Source organism: Cytobacillus firmus (assembly GCF_023657595.1).
In the GTDB taxonomy this organism is placed as follows: domain Bacteria; phylum Bacillota; class Bacilli; order Bacillales; family Cytobacillaceae; genus Cytobacillus; species Cytobacillus firmus_B.
Map to the genome: position 1 here is coordinate 2,761,174 of NZ_CP098323.1, position 18,651 is coordinate 2,779,824.

Below are 18,651 nucleotides of genomic sequence, written 5' to 3' on the forward strand. Positions count from 1 at the left end.
ATTTGACATATTATTTTTTTCTTAATTTTTTTAATGCTGTGTTAATGCCTTAGACTTTTTGAAATAAGATTTGGTAAAAGACATCAGCAAGTGTGCTCTTCACAAAATGAAACTCGCCGATTGGCTAGTTCTAAGGACACTTCATGAGCAATCCCGATGATTTTCTCTCATCTAAAATTTTGGAGACCGAAGATTAGCATTATAGTTCTGCACCTTTTATATAATATTCTTCCATTATTTCTTTCGGAACCATACTTCCGCCGGTCGCCCACATGAGATGGACAGCATTTTTCATTTTATCTTTTAAGTTATGATTTTGAACATATTCTTTCCCTTGCTTCTCAGTCGATAACTTTACTGGACCTATGACGCCTGCCAATGCGGAAGGCTCAAGACGAATGTTTTCTGTATCGGCCAATGTGCTTAATAGTTTAAATAACTCATGATCACTTACGGTATAACTTCCGCTTAACAAAGGCTCAATCGTTTGACCGACGAATCCCGATGGTCTCCCAACGGCAAGGCCGTCAGCTGATGTGATGTTGTCAATTCCAAAATCTTGGACCGAAACTTTATCATGCATTCCTGTTACGAGTCCCAGCAGCATACATGGAGAATGAGTAGGTTCTGCAAAGAAGCAATGAACATGATCTTGATACATTAATTTTAAACCAAAAGCGACTCCCCCCGGTCCGCCGCCTACTCCGCATGGAAGGTAAACAAATAGCGGATGGTTTTCATCTACTGTAACATTCAAATCTTCTAATTGTTTTTTTAAGCGACTGGCTGCCACTGCATATCCTAAAAACAAATCGCGGGAGTTCTCGTCATCAATAAAATAGCATTTCGGATCACGATCAGCTTGTTTGCGCCCTTCTTCGACCGCTTTGCTGTAATCTTCCTTATGTTCAACCACCGTTACTCCTTTGCTTTTAAGGAGATCTTTCTTCCATTCCTTTGCATCTGCAGACATATGGACCGTGACTTTAAAACCTAATTTGGCACTCATTATGCCAATACTTAACCCTAAATTGCCCGTAGATCCGACGGCAATGGAGTATTCGGAAAAGAAGTTTCTGAAATTCTCCTTATCAAGGATCGAATAATCATCCGCTACTGATAATAAACCATGTTGGATCGCCAATGTTTCTGCGTGTTTCAACACTTCATATATGCCGCCGCGCGCTTTAATGGAGCCTGAAATCGGAAGGTGGCTGTCACATTTCAGCAAAAATTCCCCTTCTAATGGATGTTCATACATCTGTGATAATTTTTCACGCATCGCGGGGATGGAGACAATAGGAGATTCAATGATTCCATTATTCTCCCTTGTTTCTGGAAAAACCTTTGCAATGTAAGGAGCAAAACGCATTAACCTTTCCTCTGCATCTTTTACATCATTTTCATTAAGCGGAAGCTTCTTAACTTCTGTTTGAAATGGTTTCTTTTTCGGATTTGTCCAAAATACTTCCTCTACATCTACCAGCTCACCTATTAAAGGATATTCTTTTATCCAATCTTGAACCGTTTTCATCACTTATTCTCCTCCAAATGAAATCTTAATGTCCTGAAGTTATTTTAACACCGACAGCCCCTGCATTAATACACATAATCCATAAGGTCGATCTTAAATTTCTAGGTTCATTTAAGAAGAGCATGCCGGGTAAAACACTTCCGACAGAGTCGATGCCGGTCTATATTCATAAGCAGTCCCTACCGGAAGGGAAGTAACTGACAAAGAAAGAAATAAAAGCTTAGACTTCCGCAAACAAGACAACTGATCGTAGAGGGCCACTTTTTAAATCCATCTGCACGCTTCAGACTAATCACACTTCCAATCTTGGCAAAGCCGGCAATAAGAAGAAAAAACCAATCCAATTAAATCAACTCCTAGCCCGTAACCTTTCATGTTTTTGGGTTCCCCTTGACTTACTTTTAGTCCAATAATCCCTGTGATCATTAACGCGACAAAAAATACTTTCCATAGATTAATAGTCTCCCCCCAAAAAAGCATCCCGGCTGCGACTGTTCCCACTGTTCCTAATCCAGAACTAAAAACACTATAAAAGGTTCTAATCATGTTCTTCGATGACCATTAATCAAAAAAATACCCCTTTATTCCACAATCCTCCCCGTTATTCGAAGAAGAAATCCGATGCTCTGGAAAAACCAAAAAATGATTAAATATATTAATTTAATTTCCTCCCTTTTTTTATAAAAAACAATTTTTTTGATGATAATGTTCAAATCCCTTTTAATTTTCAATGAAAATCCGAATAATAAACGTTTACATATAATAAAGGTTCGTTTATAATCAAATTTGTGGTTAAATAAATTATTTAAAATCATTCGTATATTCTTAGTATTATGGTCTAAGAGTTTCTACTAGGAGCCAAAAATCCTAACTACGAATGGGTGTGATTACTATACCCATTTATAGTTAGGATTTTTTTCATCTTAGATTTTGACGAACATTACTATTAAAATTATTTTTTTAGGAGTGTATATCATGGAAAATGTATTTGATTATGAAGATATTCAGTTAATTCCTGCTAAATGTGTGGTTAACAGCCGTTCTGAGTGTGATACCACTGTGACACTAGGAGGTCGTCAATTTAAACTTCCTGTTGTGCCAGCCAATATGCAAACAATCATTGATGAAAAGATAGCCCTTTATCTTGCTGAAAATAATTATTTTTATATTATGCATCGCTTTGAGCCAGAAAAACGGCGGTCATTTGTAGAGGATATGCAAGCAAAAGGTTTCTACGCTTCAATTAGTGTTGGAGTGAAAGAAGAAGAATATCAATTCATTGAAGAGCTTGCAGAGGCAGGGCTTACCCCTGAATTCATAACGATCGACATTGCACATGGTCATTCAAATGCTGTCATTAATATGATTCAGCATATTAAAAAACACCTAACCGAGAGCTTTGTCATTGCTGGTAATGTTGGTACTCCTGAAGCTGTGCGAGAACTTGAGAATGCCGGTGCTGATGCGACAAAAGTTGGGATTGGTCCTGGTAAGGTATGCATCACAAAAATTAAAACAGGATTCGGGACTGGAGGCTGGCAGCTGGCAGCACTTCGTTGGTGTGCAAAGGCAGCAAGTAAACCGATTATTGCTGATGGCGGAATACGAACACACGGTGATATAGCCAAATCAATCCGTTTCGGTGCATCGATGGTCATGATTGGCTCCCTTTTTGCCGGACATGAAGAATCACCAGGAGAAACCATCAACCAAGATGGAAAGATTGTTAAAGAATATTTTGGCTCTGCTTCTGAATATCAAAAAGGTGAAAAGAAGAACGTAGAAGGTAAGAAAATGTACGTTGAGCATAAAGGTTCCTTACAAGATACTTTGACTGAAATGGAACAAGATCTCCAATCTTCTATTTCATATGCTGGTGGAACTACTTTAGACTCCATTCGTCACGTAGATTATGTTATTGTCAAAAACTCTATTTTTAATGGCGATAAAGTATATTAAGCCTTTTACTCAATTGTTTTAGATTTTCCTCTGGCTGCGTAGAGGTCTGGGGTTTGAGCCCCCTATGCTCCATACACGAAAACCCTTGCGCAGCAAGGGTTTTTAGTATTTTATGGTTATGTTATTATTTAATATTTGTCAAAGTGTGCATCCTTAGTTGACTAAAGAGGTACTCCTAAAAAACTGTGTGTTATTCGTATACTCCACATCAGCTGCGGAAAGTTCTTTGGTGGCTCTGGTACAAAGAACCCTGCCTTCTTATTTGCAGCACATACTGAAGCTCTTGCACCCGTTACTTTCACAAAGTTAGTACAAATAAAGGTTTCATTTATTTAAAATGACCTATTGTCCCTTTGACATTAGTAAATTCATGCCGTTTATACTGGACCATAGATACAATGCCAAGTATCGGTCCAATCGCTAAACAGGCAAAGACCCATTCCCAGCCAACTAACCTCTGAATAATAGGGATTAGATTTATAGAAAATATAGTGATCAGGAAACCAATACACATTTGAAAAGTCAGGGCTGTTCCTACATACTCAGCTTCTGCAACTTCTGAAACTGCGGCAGAAAACTGGGCAGAATCTGCGATGACAGACATTCCCCAAATGATAGAAAGGAGTAAGGTTAACCAAATAGATTGACCAAAAGTAAAACCAATCAAGATACAGCAAATGGCACTGATAACCATTGAAATAATCGTTAGATTAGCTCTTCCAATTTTATCTGAGACCAATCCGCCTGCTACACAGCCAATCCCCCCTGCAATTCCAATGATCATAAAAGAGGACAATGCAATGAACCAGGGAGGAACCCCTGGTGAATAGCTTGTAAAACTAGAGGTCAAAAAGATAGGAATCCACGTCCACATCGCATACAATTCCCACATATGACCAAAATAGCCGTAGTTCGCAAGCATTACGGGTTTATTCGATACTACCTTTTTAATTAATTTAAAAGAAAAAGGTAATTTTTTAGTTGTTACTGGAGCATCTTTTAAAACCCAATTGACAATGATAGCTGCCAGTAGAGCCAATATTGAACTGCAAATAATCACTAATTGCCAATTTAAAGAAGAAGAGAATATAACAATAAAATGTGGCAAAGAGGACCCTAGCGTTAAGGCGGCTATTAAGATACCGACAGCGAGCCCACGTTTTTTTGGAAACCATTGTGATAAAATTTTTACAGCTGTCGGGTATACACCAGCGAGTGATACACCGGTTAATATCCTAAGCAGGATACCGAAAAAAGCCTGATCTGCCAGTATAAGCAAGAGATTCAATAGTGCCCCCAGAAACGCTGAAACGGCAAGAACCTTTCTGGGATTAAAACGATCTGCTATCCCAAAATATGAACTAACTAATGCACCTATTACAAAGCCAATTGGGACAGAAGCAGACAGCCATGCTTCTGAGCTGGAGCTAAGATTCCATACTTGAATTAGTTCAGGGGCTATAACCGAAGCACTAAACCATAAGCTTAATGCACATAATTCAGCTAATCCAATCCATACTAACGCTCTCCATGAACCTGGAATCATGATATCCCTCCCTTAAATAACGAGTAATATTATAATTATACAGAATATAACAGTCTGTTCTCCCGTAAAATACATAATATTTTTTAGAATATCAGATTAACGACCATTCTTTGCACATCATCTTCTTTTTCGTCGTTATTCATCCAGATTAACTACCATTCTTTCCACACTATCCTCTTTTTCGTCGTTATTCATCCAGATTAACTACCATTCTTTGCACATCGTCTTCTGTTTCGTCGTTATTCATCCAGATTAACTACCATTCCTTGCACACTATCCTCTTTTTCGTCGTTATTCATTCAGATTAACTACCATTCTTTCCACACTAACTTCATTTTCGTCGTTATTCCTCCAAATTAACTACCATTCTTTGCACATCGTCTTCTTTTTCGTCGTTATTCATCCATTTAAGATAAAGTAAATTAAGGTTTTTAGTATAAGATGAAGCATTAAAAAAACCGGACAGCCATCATGGTCATCCGGTTAATCCTGGTAAATAATCACACAGAAACATACAAATGTCTGCGATTGCTCTCATGCACCTATTTCATTATTAGAACTAACTTTATCAGTTTTCCGATTTTTGAAGTAATAGAATAGATAGCTGACAAGCAGGAATCCTATTCCGATAAGCAGTCCTGCCAGCTGAGTTGGGTCAAAGGCCAGGAATACCAGGATCGAGACACAGAATATAATACAAATCAGCGGGATGATTGGGTAGAATGGGACTTTGTATTTTAGATCCTCTGCCTTTCCGCCTGCCTGTATATACTTGCGCCGGAACATGAATTGATAGAGAGCGATTCCCATCCATGAGATGGTGACAGAAATACCAGCAATGGACATTAATAATACAAACACGGTTTCAGCTGCAAATACGCTTGTGAGTAATGATAAAAGAGAAAAGATCATGGTGAATACCAGAGCAGTGAACGGAACCTTTCGTTTTGAGAGTTTTCCAAAAACTCTTGGTGCCATTCCATCATGGGCCATCGCCCAAAGTAAGCGGGTCGAAGCATAGATACAAGAGTTTCCTACTGATAAAATAGCGGTTAAGATAACAAAATTCATGATATCAGGGGCAAATGGAATCCCAGCCAGGTCCATCAGGGTTACAAATGGGCTTTCTAATATGCCGAGCTCCTGTGTTGGAAAAATGGCGGATAATATAATAATAGAAGCAATATAAAAAATGATGATTCTAAATAGGACATTTCGAATCGCACGGGGAATATTCTTTTGAGGCTCCTCGCTCTCTCCGGCCGCAATCCCGATTAATTCAGATCCCTGATAGGAAAAGATAACATTCATCATCGTTACAAACACGATGGCAATTCCAGCAGGGAAAAGGCCTTTAGGAGCTAAATGTTCCATATATGGCGCCGGCCTGTCCGCCAGTGGTATGATGCCCAGAATGGCACTGAAGCCAATAATAATAAAGAAGATCACAGCTACCACTTTAATGCCGGAAAACCAATATTCCGCTTCAGCAAAGCCTCTTGTTGTTAAGGCATTGAGTGCGAATAAAAGAAGGATGAATATGGCACACCACACCCATACCGAGATATCCGGAAACCAGCGTTTCATCAAAATTCCGGCAGCCGTAAATTCTACTCCAGCTGTGGTGGCTGACCCAATGAAATACATCCAGCCTAACGAGAAACCAGCCGAAGGACTAATGAATTTACTGGCATAAGTCTGGAAGGATCCTGTAACAGGCATGTACACAGCAAGCTCCCCCAGGCAAACCATGACAAGATATAAAATGATTCCACCGAATAAATACCCGATTAAAGCCCCTCCTGCCCCCGCTTGATTGATCGTGTAGCCGGCGTTTAAAAACAGTCCAGTTCCTATTACTCCACCCAAAGATAGCATAAATAAATGACGGCGCTTCATCGACCGGTTTAATTGATTCTTCTGACCCTCTTGCTCTACCATCTTGATCACATCCCTTGATTAAATTGGCATCAGACACATTAAGCTTTCGTGAATTGTCCACCCTGAATGGACAAAACCACCATTTTGTCAGCTAGTTGCGCCAGATACCATTAGGTGCTTTTTTGCCAGCATTTTTACCAACCCTTCTACAAGTGCGGGTACTTCTTCGAAGGCGCTTTTGATGTGGAGGCGTTCGGTTCGTTTGTGGGCGTCTTTTCCGAATGGACCTACATTTAGTACCGGTGCCTGGAGCTGTGTCATTTCATCGAATGGAATGCTGTAGCTGCTGCCCCAAACCGGCGTGTTTTCTTTAAATACGATCCAGCCGTCACCAGCATCATGATAATTGACATAGCTCAAATCGCTAATCCCATTAAAATAGTGAACCTGGTTAACAGGCAGTCCAAACTTTTCAAAGCCTTGTTGTTTTACATATTCAATGCATTCTGCGACCAGCTTATCCTCAGAGGAATTGACTGCCGGATAATAAGGCGGTGCATAAAGCAGAACGATTGCCGGTGTCAGCTCCTGGCACTGAATGATTAAGGCATCAGCAATTCGGATAGTTTTCTCCCGGTCATCCCATTCCGCTTTTTTCTGTACCAAGTCTTTGATGCCCGCAACAAAATCTGCACCAAATTTTCGAACGGCATGCTTTTCCAGTTCTTCATAGCGCAGCACACGCACTTCTCCGATGGGAGATACATTCCGTTCACTGCAGATTTCTTTATAGGCTTCGTTGCAGGCGTGAGCCGCATTTAGCGCTACCTTTTCGAAAATATCCATGATTTCCCCGGCATTCCGTTTCATTAAAAATACATTGTACAAAGCCGCTGAACGATAAGGTGTTTGCGCGGAATACTCCAGACGCAGATCCTTTTGCTGCAGTGTCACCGGAAGCGGGGTTTGTTCTCCCATCTCCGTTTCCTGCAGTGTTAAATTCCACTCCATTCTTTGTGTTAAAAACGAGGCAATATAAGGCGCTGTAATGCCGCTAAGCGGCTCCCCCACATGCGTTTCTTTTCCATAAAAAAGAGCGGCAGGCATGATTTTACCAATAGAGCCTGAGTACACATAATAGTTCCTGTCACCCGGTTCCTGCGTAAACACCGGTTCCCCGTTCAAGAAAAGCTTATAGGTGAGCTGATGTTTTTCCTTCAATTCTAAAAGTTTCTGAACCGCTGCACGCATACCGGAAGAGTTCACTTCTTCATCCGGAACCGTCAGCAAAATAAGATTAATAGGCCAATGTTCAACAGCAGCTTTTTCTAATAATCCCATATGCATGACAAGCCCCATTTTCATATCCATCGTGCCCCTGCCAAATAAGAACTCTCCCGAGAGAAGATCCTGCCTGGCTTCTTCCGGCAGCTCATCTGCCCTGGAGTGGAGCAATTTCGTTAATTCCTCCGGTAGATGCGCGTACTCCTGAAGATCGCCATATTCTTCGGTATTTACTGTATCAAAATGGCTGATTAACACGATCGTTTCTGTGGCATCAGGGTGTTTATATAAAGCGGTTACAAACCGACGGCCCAAATCGGCATCATGGAGCCCCAGGTGATCAGGATTCTCCCGAAAATAGGTCAACTCCTTGAGCTTCTCTGTCACCTTACAAGAAAATTTACGCTCTCCATCTGTAAGTGTCATGCTTTTCCAGCTTACTACTTCACACAATAACCTGCGCAATGCATCCGGGGTTCCCCACCTTAGCTGTGTCATAACTAAACGCTCCTTCTATGCAAATTAAAACGACCATTTTTCAACTAGTATTAAAAACGAAGAGACAAACAGCTTAATCCGCCATCAAGTTTACGGAACTCAGATGTATCAAGTTCAATCGTCTGGAAGCCGGCTTCATTAATTTTTTGCTTTGTATGCGGGTATCCGGACGGGATGATGATATAGTCATTGACGCGAATACAGTTTGCTGCATATTCCTCTTCCGGAGGAACAACAATTTTTTGATAGGAATTAAAATCCGGGTGGTCTACAAATTCTCCAGCAACGACAATCGTTTGATTGCCTATATATGCTATTCCGGTTTTCAGGTGGAAGAATTTTTGTAATGGAACGATGGTTGCATTATAGCCTTCGGATTCTAAAATTTGCTTAAGCTGTTCGGCGCCTCCCTGGTTTGTCCGGGTAGAGATCCCAATGTAAAAGTGATCTTCGATTTGTAAAATATCGCCGCCATCAAGTGTTCCAGGTGCTTTAATATAGTAGATCTTATCAAAGAAGGATTTGATTGCCGGCTCTATTTCGTGAATTTCGCCATTTCTTTTTTCCGCACCAGGGTTGGAAATTACTGCGAACTCTGCAGTTAAAACAGCTGTATCTTCTACAAACGTAGAATCCGGAAATTGATCATTGCTTTGAAGGACAGTTACTTCTGTACCGCAAGCTTTAAGTGCTTCAATATAGGCATCATGCTGCTCTAATGCTTTTTCTAAAATAGGTATTCCAAGGTCAGATGTTGTTAATCCATTGATAAAAGTTGAGCCGGGTCTTTTTACAATTGTGTTATGAAACATTTTTGCAGCTTGTGCTGATTTTGTTGTTGATTCTCTTAACATGTATTATTCCCCCATCATTTTTCTGATTTGTAAGCTTCGGTTAAATACGTTCCACAGGACATGTGAGGCATGTTGGTCCTCCAGTGCCTAAATAAGAAATTTCATTACCTTCGTATTCATAGACGGTCGCCCCTGCATCCAATAGTCCCTGTTTGGTTTGAGGATTTCCGGAAACCATGACACAAATGCGAGGTGCAACAGCCAGCACATTACAGCCGAGCCGCCGGTATTCATCGTCCGGTACTTCAACCAGGTGGAAACCCCGTTTCAGAAGCATCTGTCTTAGAAATACGGGCATAAGCCGTGAATACACCACAGCAAGATTTTCATCTACGATGCTTATAAAAGACATAAGGTGAAGACATACCTCTTCTCCCTGTTCATGCGGGAGCGGGACAACTATACATTCATCAACTATCTCTTTTGTCATTTCTTTAATTTGGCGAATCGCCTCATCGTTTGTTCGATAACCGCGTCCAATTAATAAAGTGCGGTCATCCAGCCAAACAAGATCTCCCCCGTCAGCTACAGCATCACCAGTTAATTCTCCCAAAATCGGGATATTTTTTTCCTGTAAAAATTCTTTATAAATTTCTGCTTCAGGTTGGCGTAATTTTTTCCCTGATTTTAAAATCATTGCGCCTTTTTTCGTAAATTTAACGGGATCATGGGCATAAAGCGAATCCAGCCCCGCCTTTTCTGAAACCGGCAGAAATTTAATATGGCCGACATGCTTCTTGATTATGGATAGAAACTGTTCGTATTCCTGCTGGGCTTTCATATAATCCGGCTCACTGATATAGTTAAACTTTTTCCACTCACTTCTTAAATGCTCCTGACTGATAAAGGCTTCTTTTGGATGCTTTACAATGACAGTGTTTAGCTTTTTGTACATTGAAGTCACCAATTGGCTTAACCTCCTTTTTCCACATATCGGAATAGGTTTCCTCTGACAGGAAAACTTATAATATGATATTATAGTGATAGATTCTTCATGTCAATATATTTTGAATTTACTGACTAATTTATTTCAATACACTTATGTAAATTAAAAGGAATGGAAGGATAAAAGATGCAGACAATCGATCGTGCCATGCAGGTAATCAAGGTTTTGTCTAAAAATGATACAAGAATGTGGATTTCCATTACAGATTTATCGAAGGAATGCGACTTGCCTGTCAGTACACTTCATCGCCTCCTGCAATCCATGAAGCAGCACGGACTTATTCAGCAGGACCCCGATTTGAAATTATATTCCATGGGTAACACCTGGTTAGAATATGGACTTAAAATGTATGACACCTTTGATTTTGTTGGACTGATTCGCCCAGAGATGGAAAAATTAATGCATGAGGTGGAGGAAAGTGTGTATTTTAGCAAGCCAATTGGATTAGAATCACTTGTAGTCGAAAGAATTGATTGTCTCAACAATCCGATTCGAATCAATGATCAGCTGGGGATTCGTATCCCGCTGAATATTGGGGCAGCAAACAAAGTGCTGTTAGCTAATATGCCAAACTCCGAGTCTGTTAAAGCTATTAATTCCTTAGTGCCATCTGAGGAAAGAGATTCGTTTATAAAATTATTGAGCAAAGTTAGAAGACAGGGCTATGGGGAAAGTCATGGCGAACAAACGCCTGGAACCTCATCTGTAGCTGCGCCTATTTTCGATCACGCCAATGAACTCCTGGGAGCCATAAGCATCGGATATGTTAATTTCAATATCACAGAAGAAAGACAAAACTGCTTAATTGAAAAAGTAATCGAGTACGGTATGCGAATCTGCAATAAATTAGGCAGTAAAAACTGAGGTAATTAAAAAAGAGTGCATTTTAACAACAAGGATTAGGAAGAAAATTGTCCTTAAGTCTAAATAACATTAAAAAAAACGCAAGGTTAAAAATTGCCTTGCGTTTGAAATGTATATTAACCAGCAAATTAGTTACCTGTTCAACCCAAAAACACTTAAGAAAACCATTTCATAGATTCAGGTTTTAATTAGTCAGAAATGAAAAAATGCATCCTTCACACTGTACCTTTCTAGTCTCTTGCATATATACTAGTATCCGTTCTGCTATTAAATCCTCGCTCTTTAGAATTCCTTCTAACTCGTACCCTAAATTTTACCTCCCTGCAATTATTAATATATGTGCCATTCCATTGTATAAATAGTTTTTGACGCTACACGAAATGCTCCTTCATATCCTTTTCCCGTTTTACTTACCCTGGTCATATGCATTTTTTGTAAAAAGTATGGAAAAATATTTATTGTGTCTTCATTAACCTTTGTAATGACAGTTTAATTCTTTCCTGATCAGACAAATTGGCTAAAAAATTAAAATTAATAAGTAATTGAGGTGACAGTACATGCCAATGATAAATATGAACAGTGCCAGCCTGTTTTATACTGTAAAAGGAAGCGGAACTCCGATTGTTTTTATCCACCCGCCTGTATTGACTTCAGTAAACTTCCAATATCAATTAGAAGAACTCTCAAAAAATTTTCAGATAATTACTTTTGATATACGCGGACACGGAAAAAGCCCATACTCCCCAGAACCAATAACCTATCCACTAATTATTGAGGATATCATTCGACTATTGGACCACCTTAATATAAATAAAGCGTTTTTATGCGGATATTCTACTGGCGGTTCTATTGTTTTACAATTCATGCTGACGTTTCCTGAAAGAGCTTTGGGGGGAATTTCAATTGGGGCAATGCCCGATGTAAATGACGATTACTTGAGAAAGAAGATTTCTTTAGGAATCAAGCTTTCAAGCAAAGGGGCTATTAACTTATTAGCCTGGTCCATCTCCTGGAATAATTCAAATAATCTCAAGCTGTTTAAAAATATGTTTTCAGAAGCAAAAAAAGGGGATTACCGCAACATTGAGCAATATTATCGCTATAGTTTAAAATACAATTGTGTCAATCAGCTTAATGAGATTAATTTGCCTACCTTATTGGTTTATGGTAAGAAGGATAAGCCCTTTCATTCCTATGCAAGGCAATTGCATGAGAAATTGCCACAAAACGAATTGTACTTTATCGAGAATGTTGACCACCGTATCCCGACCAAGGCTGCAAAAGAACTTAACCGGCTAATTTTTCAATTTGTAAACACAAAATGACAGGTATCTATAGGTACCTGTCACCATTCACTATTTATTGATAAATCATCTCGGGCTACTCTTTATTTGGCTATCTTTTCATGGGCAGTTCAATACCTTAGTCTCGCCCTTAAAGAGGAAAAGAGCGCTACCTCATTTATTTAAGGATAGCGCCCTTTAATGGAAGATCGTTTTCCTGCTGTACTGGCAGCCACACTCACACCTGAAGTTAAACCTGTAGTATTTCTGCAGCAGAACCATCCGTTTTTTTTCTGTCATCTCTTTTTCTAATAGAATTTACACGGCTGAATCTAAAAAGAGGTTGGCATAGGAAATAGAAGCCTTGCCTATCTTTTCTATTATTCTCCCTTATTGTAAATCCATTTTTCTTTTAATCGGTCAAATTCTCCATTGAGCTCCATCTCCTCCATCCAGAGATTGACCCAGTTCTGGAATACCGTATCCCCGCGATGCATAAGGTAGCCTTTCTGGCTCTTCGTGAACGTATTGTCCGTCAGAGCCGCATACAGCCTGGAATCCTGGCTTGCATAATAGATGGCCTCAATGCTGTCGGTAATCATCACGTCTACTTTTCCCTCAGCAACCATGTTCGGAATATCCAGATTGTTTTCGATTACGACAACCTTTGCCTGTGTAATGTTGGCATCCACGAATTTTTGGTTGGTTCCCCCTGGGTTTACACCGATGGTGACATCTGGCTGGTCAATCGCTTCCAAGCTTGTATATTTCTCCTTATCTTCCTGCCGGATTAAAGGAGCCTTTCCATCATTAATATAAGGATGCGTTAAGTGTGCTGTTTTTTGCCGATCGGTATTGCGGCTGATCCCGCCAACCGCTATATCAAACTTATTTTTATGGAGGTCCTCCATTAAGGTTGGCCAGGAAGTTTTAACGAAAGTGATCTTCACCCCAAGGTCTGCTGCCATTAATTTAGCCGCTTCGATATCATAGCCTTCATACTCTTTTGTTTTCGGATTAAAGTACGTAAATGGCTTATAGTCACCAGTTGTACCTACCCGAATCACACCTTTCTTTAAAATACGGTCGAGTCTTGAACTAATGACGAATGTATTGGCCTTTTTATCTACATACCCTCCTGCAGCCTCGGCCACCTGTTTCACTGATACATAAGGTTTTTCATTTACTGTAACCGTGCTTAACTTTTTTCCGTTTAACTCTAGCTGCTCGGTTTGGCTGTCGGCAAGCGACAGGCTTGTCCCTCCGGTAATCAATAATGCAAAAAGTGCAAACACGATGAGTACTTTTTTTTGCAAACTGTTTCCCTCCTATTCAATTGGTTATGTCTATTATCTTTAGGAAGGTACATAAAGTAAATTTATTTTCTGAATTTTCGATAAAATAGTTCGTTTATACGAGGAAAATAGCCCCTATATTTCTTAAACACAAAAACGTTGAAAAGAGCACAATTCTTTTGCTGCAGAATTGCGCTCCTTTTCTGGCATAATCACAAAACGCTAACATTCAAAAAGAAAATATACATAATCCGTAGGTACGCCTCGTTCACCTTGCTGATGCAGCATCGCTGTCACATTTCCGCGATGGTAGGTTCCATGATTCACTACATGGTGAATGAGATCGGAAAGTATGAACTCACAGCGACCATATTTCGGGTGCTCTGTAATGATGATACGTTCTGGATCCTGATTATCTGCAAAAAAGTGGTAAAATTCATTTGAAAGCGAATCATAGAACACTTTAAGTTCATCTATAGACGCTCTTGATGCTTCTGTCTTTCGACGCTCAACTTCCCTAACAGTATCGTGGAAGCTGCTTCCTTTCATCGTCTCCAGCCAAGTAATGTCTGTTGCATACAGGTGAATCAGCACCTCTGATATCGATGAAAAAACACTATTAACTGTCTCGTTATAAATCCTATCAGGCAGCTGCTTCAAGTGCTGGATCAATTTTTGGTTAGCCCAAACGTGGTAATCGTACATTTTCTTTGCGCGATTATTTTCCATTAGCTCACTCCACCCTCTTCTTTTTGATTTATATGAAATAAAGCATGTTTATTTAAAGGACTATCTTTCTTAACTTTCGGGTGATTGAATGTTTTAATAAAATTCATTCCGATTTTTTTCATTACTTTTTTCGAAGGCTTATTAACATCGGCAGTAAAACAAAAAACATCACTAAAACCCAATTCGTTAAATCCATATTGTAAACAGGCTGACGCCCCCTCAGATGCATATCCTTTTCCCCAAGCCTCTTTTTTCAGTCGCCAGCCAATTTCTATACACGGTGTAAAATCAGCTTTAAATGTTGCTCTATGAAATCCTATAAATCCTATAAACTCTTTATTTTTCTTTACTTCCACGGCATATAATCCAAATCCGCATTCTTTAAATTCAGATACAATCGATTTATAGAACACATTTGTTTCTTCGGCTGATAAGGTTTTAGGAAAATACTTCATAACCTGTTCATCTGCATTTAGTCGACTAAATGGCTCTATGTCTTCTTCCTCCCAGTCGCGTAATTGCAATCTCGATGTTTCTAAATATATCATTATAAACCTCCGAGAGTTTAATTGGTTTAGTTTATTAAATTGGCTGAACTATGATTAAAAAACTTTTGTTCCAGTTCACACTTCTGACGCAAGTGATGGCGAAAATGCATACCGACAAGATCGAACCACTCTCTCGCGTTCAGCCAGCCAAAACCTTCATGTTTAATTTTGTAATTGAGATTTATAGTATCTACTCTAGATTCCCATTGTCTCAGCCTCTGCATTACCAGATCTAGCCTATTCGTAAGGTCTTCTTTACTATCTGAATTGCTTGGCGGGGTATTTAGTTCGTCCGGTAATTTGATTTTAATTGGCGGGAAATCTCCAATTTTATATAAATGCTCACCAAACTCCGTTTTCCCGAGCTTTTGCTCTTCCTTTGATGCCGCACATGTTTCCACATTGTCAAGATACTCCATAGCAACAAGAATCACATGGTCGTACATTTGACCAATGGACCAAACTCCTTCAGCTGTTATATATCTTAGTTGCTCAAGTGAATAGTTTTGCAAATCGTGTTTGTATGTTTCAATTAGTTTTAAATTACTCATTTAATCACTCCTTTACCTCTGTGCTGCAATTAATGTTTTGAAAAAAAGCTTCATAAGCTTTTCGGGGATTCGCAAACCACTCTGCAACTTCATCTGCAATCTTTTGATTTTCTGCGCCCGCTAACAGGATTTGAACTACATGCTGAGGCAATGCCTGAGTCATGGCATTTGTCCATTCTGTTACTTCTTTTACAACTGTTTTTGTTCGATCCCAATATGTCTCACCAATTCGGATGTCCCAGATTGAATTTTTATATTGAATCAACGTTTCGTACAACTGTTCAGCACAAAAAGAAGAAAGATTACATCCCTGACCAGTAATTGGGTCATTAAGAAAAACACTATCTCCACAACCAATTACTATTTTATTTTTAAAGATTACGTAAGGTTTTCTAATTACAGGTTTAATGGCAACATTAAGGAAGGCTTTATCATCGGAAAGAGAAAAGATATTTTGCTGGATACGTTCGTGGATGTCCTGGAAATACATTTGTGTAATATTTTTCATTTGATTTGTAAATTCTTTTACGTCCTTTATTTCTTTAAATACATCTAACTCTCCGCCAGGAACTGCCATAATGAACAATATGGTAACAGGCCCTTGTTCTGTCATTGCAGGAATCTCAAACATTTCACCTATCTCAGGCAGAACGGTTACGCTTATACCTGGAGGATCATTTGGCTTTACCCCCAAAAAATAACCAACGATACATTTTCGTTGAGGCACTTGGATAGGAGAAAGCTGCTTTTCAATAGGAAATGGAAAGAGAGGGCCCGATTTTCCAGAACAATCAATCGTTAAATCAAACTCATCTGCCAAACTTTCTATCTGATCTTTATTTACTCTTAAAAGTCGAAAAGAGACACCCTGGTTTTCAAGATCCTTCAAACAGTGTGAAAAGTAGAAACGCTGGTCAACAGATAATGCTGGTTCTTTCAGATTGCCAACAAATAGTTTTTGATTACCGATCGTCATGTGAATACTTTTAAGAAGAGTTTTATCCTCCCATTTTGGCATTTTAAAGCGATTTTCTCGGGTTCTCGTTGAACCAAAATGTACTTGGGTAGACATAATTCGTCCATTTCGGATCTTATCCGAAGAATTTGAGTGAATAACAGTCACATCAAATTCTTCTTTCAGAGAATAAGCCAGCTGTAAACCTGCTGTGCCGCTGCCTATAATACAAATCTTCTTCCTCAAGGTTCTCTCCCCTTTGTTATCTGGTAGACGCGAAGATATTATAATAACATTGGTAATTTTCTGCCTTTTTAGTCTAAAGAATACACATGGTGATGTAAATACGACGATTTATTTATTTTCCATATTATTAATGTCTAAGCAAGTCAAACGATCCCTTTTCGACAATCAGGTCCTATTCACAAGGAAAGAGCAAATTTCTTGCTCCTGATAGGCCCCAGATTGTGGAATAACTCATTACAATAATGCTGACCTAAAATTAAAAAAGAGCACTTCCTGTTCAAGGAAAGTGTCTGTTTCTTTCATCAAATTAGAAAAGAGGAAAAGAAGAGCACCCGTCAAATTTGTAAGGGGGCATTAGTCCTTATTCCATTTAAAAGTACACGTCACTAATCCATTTCATAATAGCTCATCTCAGCAAGCATTTTCTTTTTAGCGAGAGCCCATGCCTTTTCGTTTTGCTCTGATTTGATATAATACCGAAAAAGCTTAACTTCAAAGTGCTGGATTAGATCCTCGTTTCCGGACTGAATGAAATATGGAAGCACCTTATTTTCAACATAGTCATAATAGGAATCTTCCTCCCCGTTCAGTAATAAAACATGCAGATGAAAAAATAAATAACTTTGGTCGTTTCGTTTTTGGGCGAGTTGCAGACCTTTTTTTGCATCGGATAATAGGTCTTCTTTCGATATCAAGTTTCCCTTATAACAAATGTCTATGTATAAATCTAACATGGTAAGATATAAGAAATCTTCTTCTTTCAGTAAGGTCAACCCTTTATCAAAATACTCTTTCGCCTCTCGAAAATGTTTTCTTCTAAACAGCTCTTGTCCAAGATTAAAATAGAGTTTAGTTAACCTATCTGCAGATTGAATCTTTTTTGCAGATTGGATTAATTTATCATAATAGCTGCGAGTCTCTTTTAGGCTAAATTGCGATTTGGCGTTTAATTGAAGGATAATAAGCGACTCTGTATCGAGTATGCGTGTGAAATTTAATGTTTCTTGAAAATAGCGCAAAGCTTTTTGAGCATAATAGTAAGCTAAAGTGTTGTCATGAACTGCATGATAGGAAATAGCCAGGTGGTAGTAATATTCTTCGCTCGAATAACTGGAATCAATTTTCTTTAGGATTTCAATTGAATCCTTGTAGTTTCCGATACTAAAATAACAGATTCCCTGAACATGTTTATATAGATTGCTCTCATAAGGTGAAAGGCTGATGTCCAGTTTCTTGATCTTTTGCATCACTTTATGACATTTTTCATTTTCATAAAGAATGAGATAATGACGGGCTAGAAGCAGTGAGTAGTGTGTTTGAAAGTCGGGAAAATCCTTTAATAGATTAGCGTCAAGTTCTGCTTTTTTTACTTTCATGTTTTCGGTATCTAACATAACAATAGCATTTTTCCATTCTTCTAATGTTTCTTTAAACCTATTGAAATTCCTTACTTCGTCTTGAAAATTTATGTTCAATTTTTTAGAAAGAAGTGTAATAATTTCCCCAGAATATTCTGTTATGCCTCGCTCAATTTTACTTAAATGAGTGACAGAACAAACCCCTCTTGAAAGCTGATCCTGTGTGTATCCTTGTTTTTCTCTGTAGTATTTTAGAATTTTCCCTTCGATCATTTTTTCTCCCTCCTACTGATAGTATAAATAACGAACATAAAGGATGG

17 protein-coding genes and 1 riboswitch are annotated in these 18,651 nt (G+C 38.9%); of the genes, 3 read left to right on the forward strand and 14 right to left on the reverse strand.

Going from position 1 to position 18,651, the window contains the following annotated elements; all coding sequences use genetic code 11:
- Positions 1-199: 199 nt before the first annotated feature.
- From dsdA to NAF01_RS14000, 3 genes are all read right to left on the reverse strand, one after another.
- On the reverse strand, positions 200-1,534 hold the full coding sequence (gene dsdA, locus NAF01_RS13990) for a D-serine ammonia-lyase (RefSeq protein ID WP_250800544.1): 1,335 nt from the start codon (positions 1,532-1,534) through the stop codon (positions 200-202).
- 179 nt (positions 1,535-1,713) lie between these two features.
- Positions 1,714-1,830 (reverse strand): DMT family transporter, encoded by a 117-nt coding sequence (locus tag NAF01_RS13995; RefSeq protein WP_250802464.1) that lies wholly within the window; start codon positions 1,828-1,830, stop codon positions 1,714-1,716.
- Positions 1,823-2,080 carry a DMT family transporter gene (locus NAF01_RS14000; protein ID WP_250800545.1) on the reverse strand — a complete coding sequence of 86 codons (258 nt, stop codon included), beginning with the start codon at positions 2,078-2,080 and terminating at the stop codon, positions 1,823-1,825. The genes NAF01_RS13995 and NAF01_RS14000 overlap by 8 nt, the downstream gene beginning before the upstream one ends.
- A 249-nt stretch (positions 2,081-2,329) precedes the next feature.
- Positions 2,330-2,428: riboswitch (purine riboswitch) on the forward strand.
- A gap of 81 nt (positions 2,429-2,509) precedes the next feature.
- Between NAF01_RS14000 and guaC the strand changes: the two genes are divergently transcribed.
- Positions 2,510-3,493, forward strand: a complete 984-nt coding sequence (guaC, locus tag NAF01_RS14005; protein ID WP_284709483.1) for a GMP reductase — start codon at positions 2,510-2,512, stop codon at positions 3,491-3,493.
- 328 nt (positions 3,494-3,821) lie between these two features.
- Here guaC and NAF01_RS14010 read toward each other — a convergent pair whose 3' ends face one another.
- The 5 genes from NAF01_RS14010 to NAF01_RS14030 all read right to left on the reverse strand — a co-directional run bounded on the left by NAF01_RS14010 (position 3,822) and on the right by NAF01_RS14030 (position 10,451).
- Positions 3,822-5,039 (reverse strand): MFS transporter, encoded by a 1,218-nt coding sequence (locus tag NAF01_RS14010; RefSeq protein WP_250800547.1) that lies wholly within the window; start codon positions 5,037-5,039, stop codon positions 3,822-3,824.
- Between the two features lie 534 nt (positions 5,040-5,573).
- Positions 5,574-6,980 (reverse strand): amino acid permease, encoded by a 1,407-nt coding sequence (locus NAF01_RS14015; RefSeq protein ID WP_250800549.1) that lies wholly within the window; start codon positions 6,978-6,980, stop codon positions 5,574-5,576.
- Positions 6,981-7,067: 87 nt separating this feature from the next.
- The gene (locus NAF01_RS14020) at positions 7,068-8,702 is read right to left on the reverse strand and encodes a M20 family metallopeptidase (RefSeq protein ID WP_250800550.1); all 1,635 of its coding nucleotides are present in this window, start codon (positions 8,700-8,702) and stop codon (positions 7,068-7,070) included.
- Positions 8,703-8,752: 50 nt separating this feature from the next.
- The gene (locus tag NAF01_RS14025; protein ID WP_284709484.1) at positions 8,753-9,556 is read right to left on the reverse strand and encodes a dimethylarginine dimethylaminohydrolase family protein; all 804 of its coding nucleotides are present in this window, start codon (positions 9,554-9,556) and stop codon (positions 8,753-8,755) included.
- A gap of 40 nt (positions 9,557-9,596) precedes the next feature.
- Positions 9,597-10,451, reverse strand: coding sequence for a dimethylarginine dimethylaminohydrolase family protein (locus tag NAF01_RS14030; RefSeq protein WP_250802469.1), 855 nt, complete (start codon positions 10,449-10,451; stop codon positions 9,597-9,599).
- A gap of 177 nt (positions 10,452-10,628) precedes the next feature.
- On the opposite strand from NAF01_RS14030, the gene NAF01_RS14035 reads away from it, so the two are divergent.
- Both NAF01_RS14035 and NAF01_RS14040 read left to right on the forward strand, forming a co-directional pair.
- The gene (locus NAF01_RS14035; protein ID WP_048008627.1) at positions 10,629-11,366 is read left to right on the forward strand and encodes an IclR family transcriptional regulator; all 738 of its coding nucleotides are present in this window, start codon (positions 10,629-10,631) and stop codon (positions 11,364-11,366) included.
- A 557-nt stretch (positions 11,367-11,923) separates the two neighbouring features.
- Positions 11,924-12,691 carry an alpha/beta fold hydrolase gene (locus NAF01_RS14040; RefSeq protein ID WP_250800552.1) on the forward strand — a complete coding sequence of 256 codons (768 nt, stop codon included), beginning with the start codon at positions 11,924-11,926 and terminating at the stop codon, positions 12,689-12,691.
- A 338-nt stretch (positions 12,692-13,029) separates the two neighbouring features.
- On the opposite strand, the gene NAF01_RS14045 is transcribed toward NAF01_RS14040, so the two are convergent.
- The 6 genes from NAF01_RS14045 to NAF01_RS14070 form a co-directional block, all read right to left on the reverse strand.
- On the reverse strand, positions 13,030-13,965 hold the full coding sequence (locus NAF01_RS14045; protein ID WP_250800553.1) for a transporter substrate-binding domain-containing protein: 936 nt from the start codon (positions 13,963-13,965) through the stop codon (positions 13,030-13,032).
- 201 nt (positions 13,966-14,166) lie between these two features.
- Positions 14,167-14,673: a DinB family protein gene (locus NAF01_RS14050; RefSeq protein WP_163139654.1), complete on the reverse strand. Its 507-nt coding sequence runs from the start codon at positions 14,671-14,673 to the stop codon at positions 14,167-14,169.
- Complete coding sequence (locus tag NAF01_RS14055; RefSeq protein ID WP_250800555.1) at positions 14,673-15,221, reverse strand: GNAT family N-acetyltransferase; 549 nt, start codon at positions 15,219-15,221, stop codon at positions 14,673-14,675. Before NAF01_RS14055 ends, NAF01_RS14050 begins: the two co-directional genes overlap by 1 nt.
- Before the next feature lie 26 nt (positions 15,222-15,247).
- Complete coding sequence (locus tag NAF01_RS14060; RefSeq protein ID WP_250800557.1) at positions 15,248-15,772, reverse strand: DinB family protein; 525 nt, start codon at positions 15,770-15,772, stop codon at positions 15,248-15,250.
- Between the two features lie 4 nt (positions 15,773-15,776).
- Positions 15,777-16,973, reverse strand: a complete 1,197-nt coding sequence (locus NAF01_RS14065; RefSeq protein ID WP_250800559.1) for a styrene monooxygenase/indole monooxygenase family protein — start codon at positions 16,971-16,973, stop codon at positions 15,777-15,779.
- A 386-nt stretch (positions 16,974-17,359) separates the two neighbouring features.
- The gene (locus NAF01_RS14070) at positions 17,360-18,604 is read right to left on the reverse strand and encodes a helix-turn-helix domain-containing protein (protein ID WP_250800561.1); all 1,245 of its coding nucleotides are present in this window, start codon (positions 18,602-18,604) and stop codon (positions 17,360-17,362) included.
- Positions 18,605-18,651: the final 47 nt, after the last annotated feature.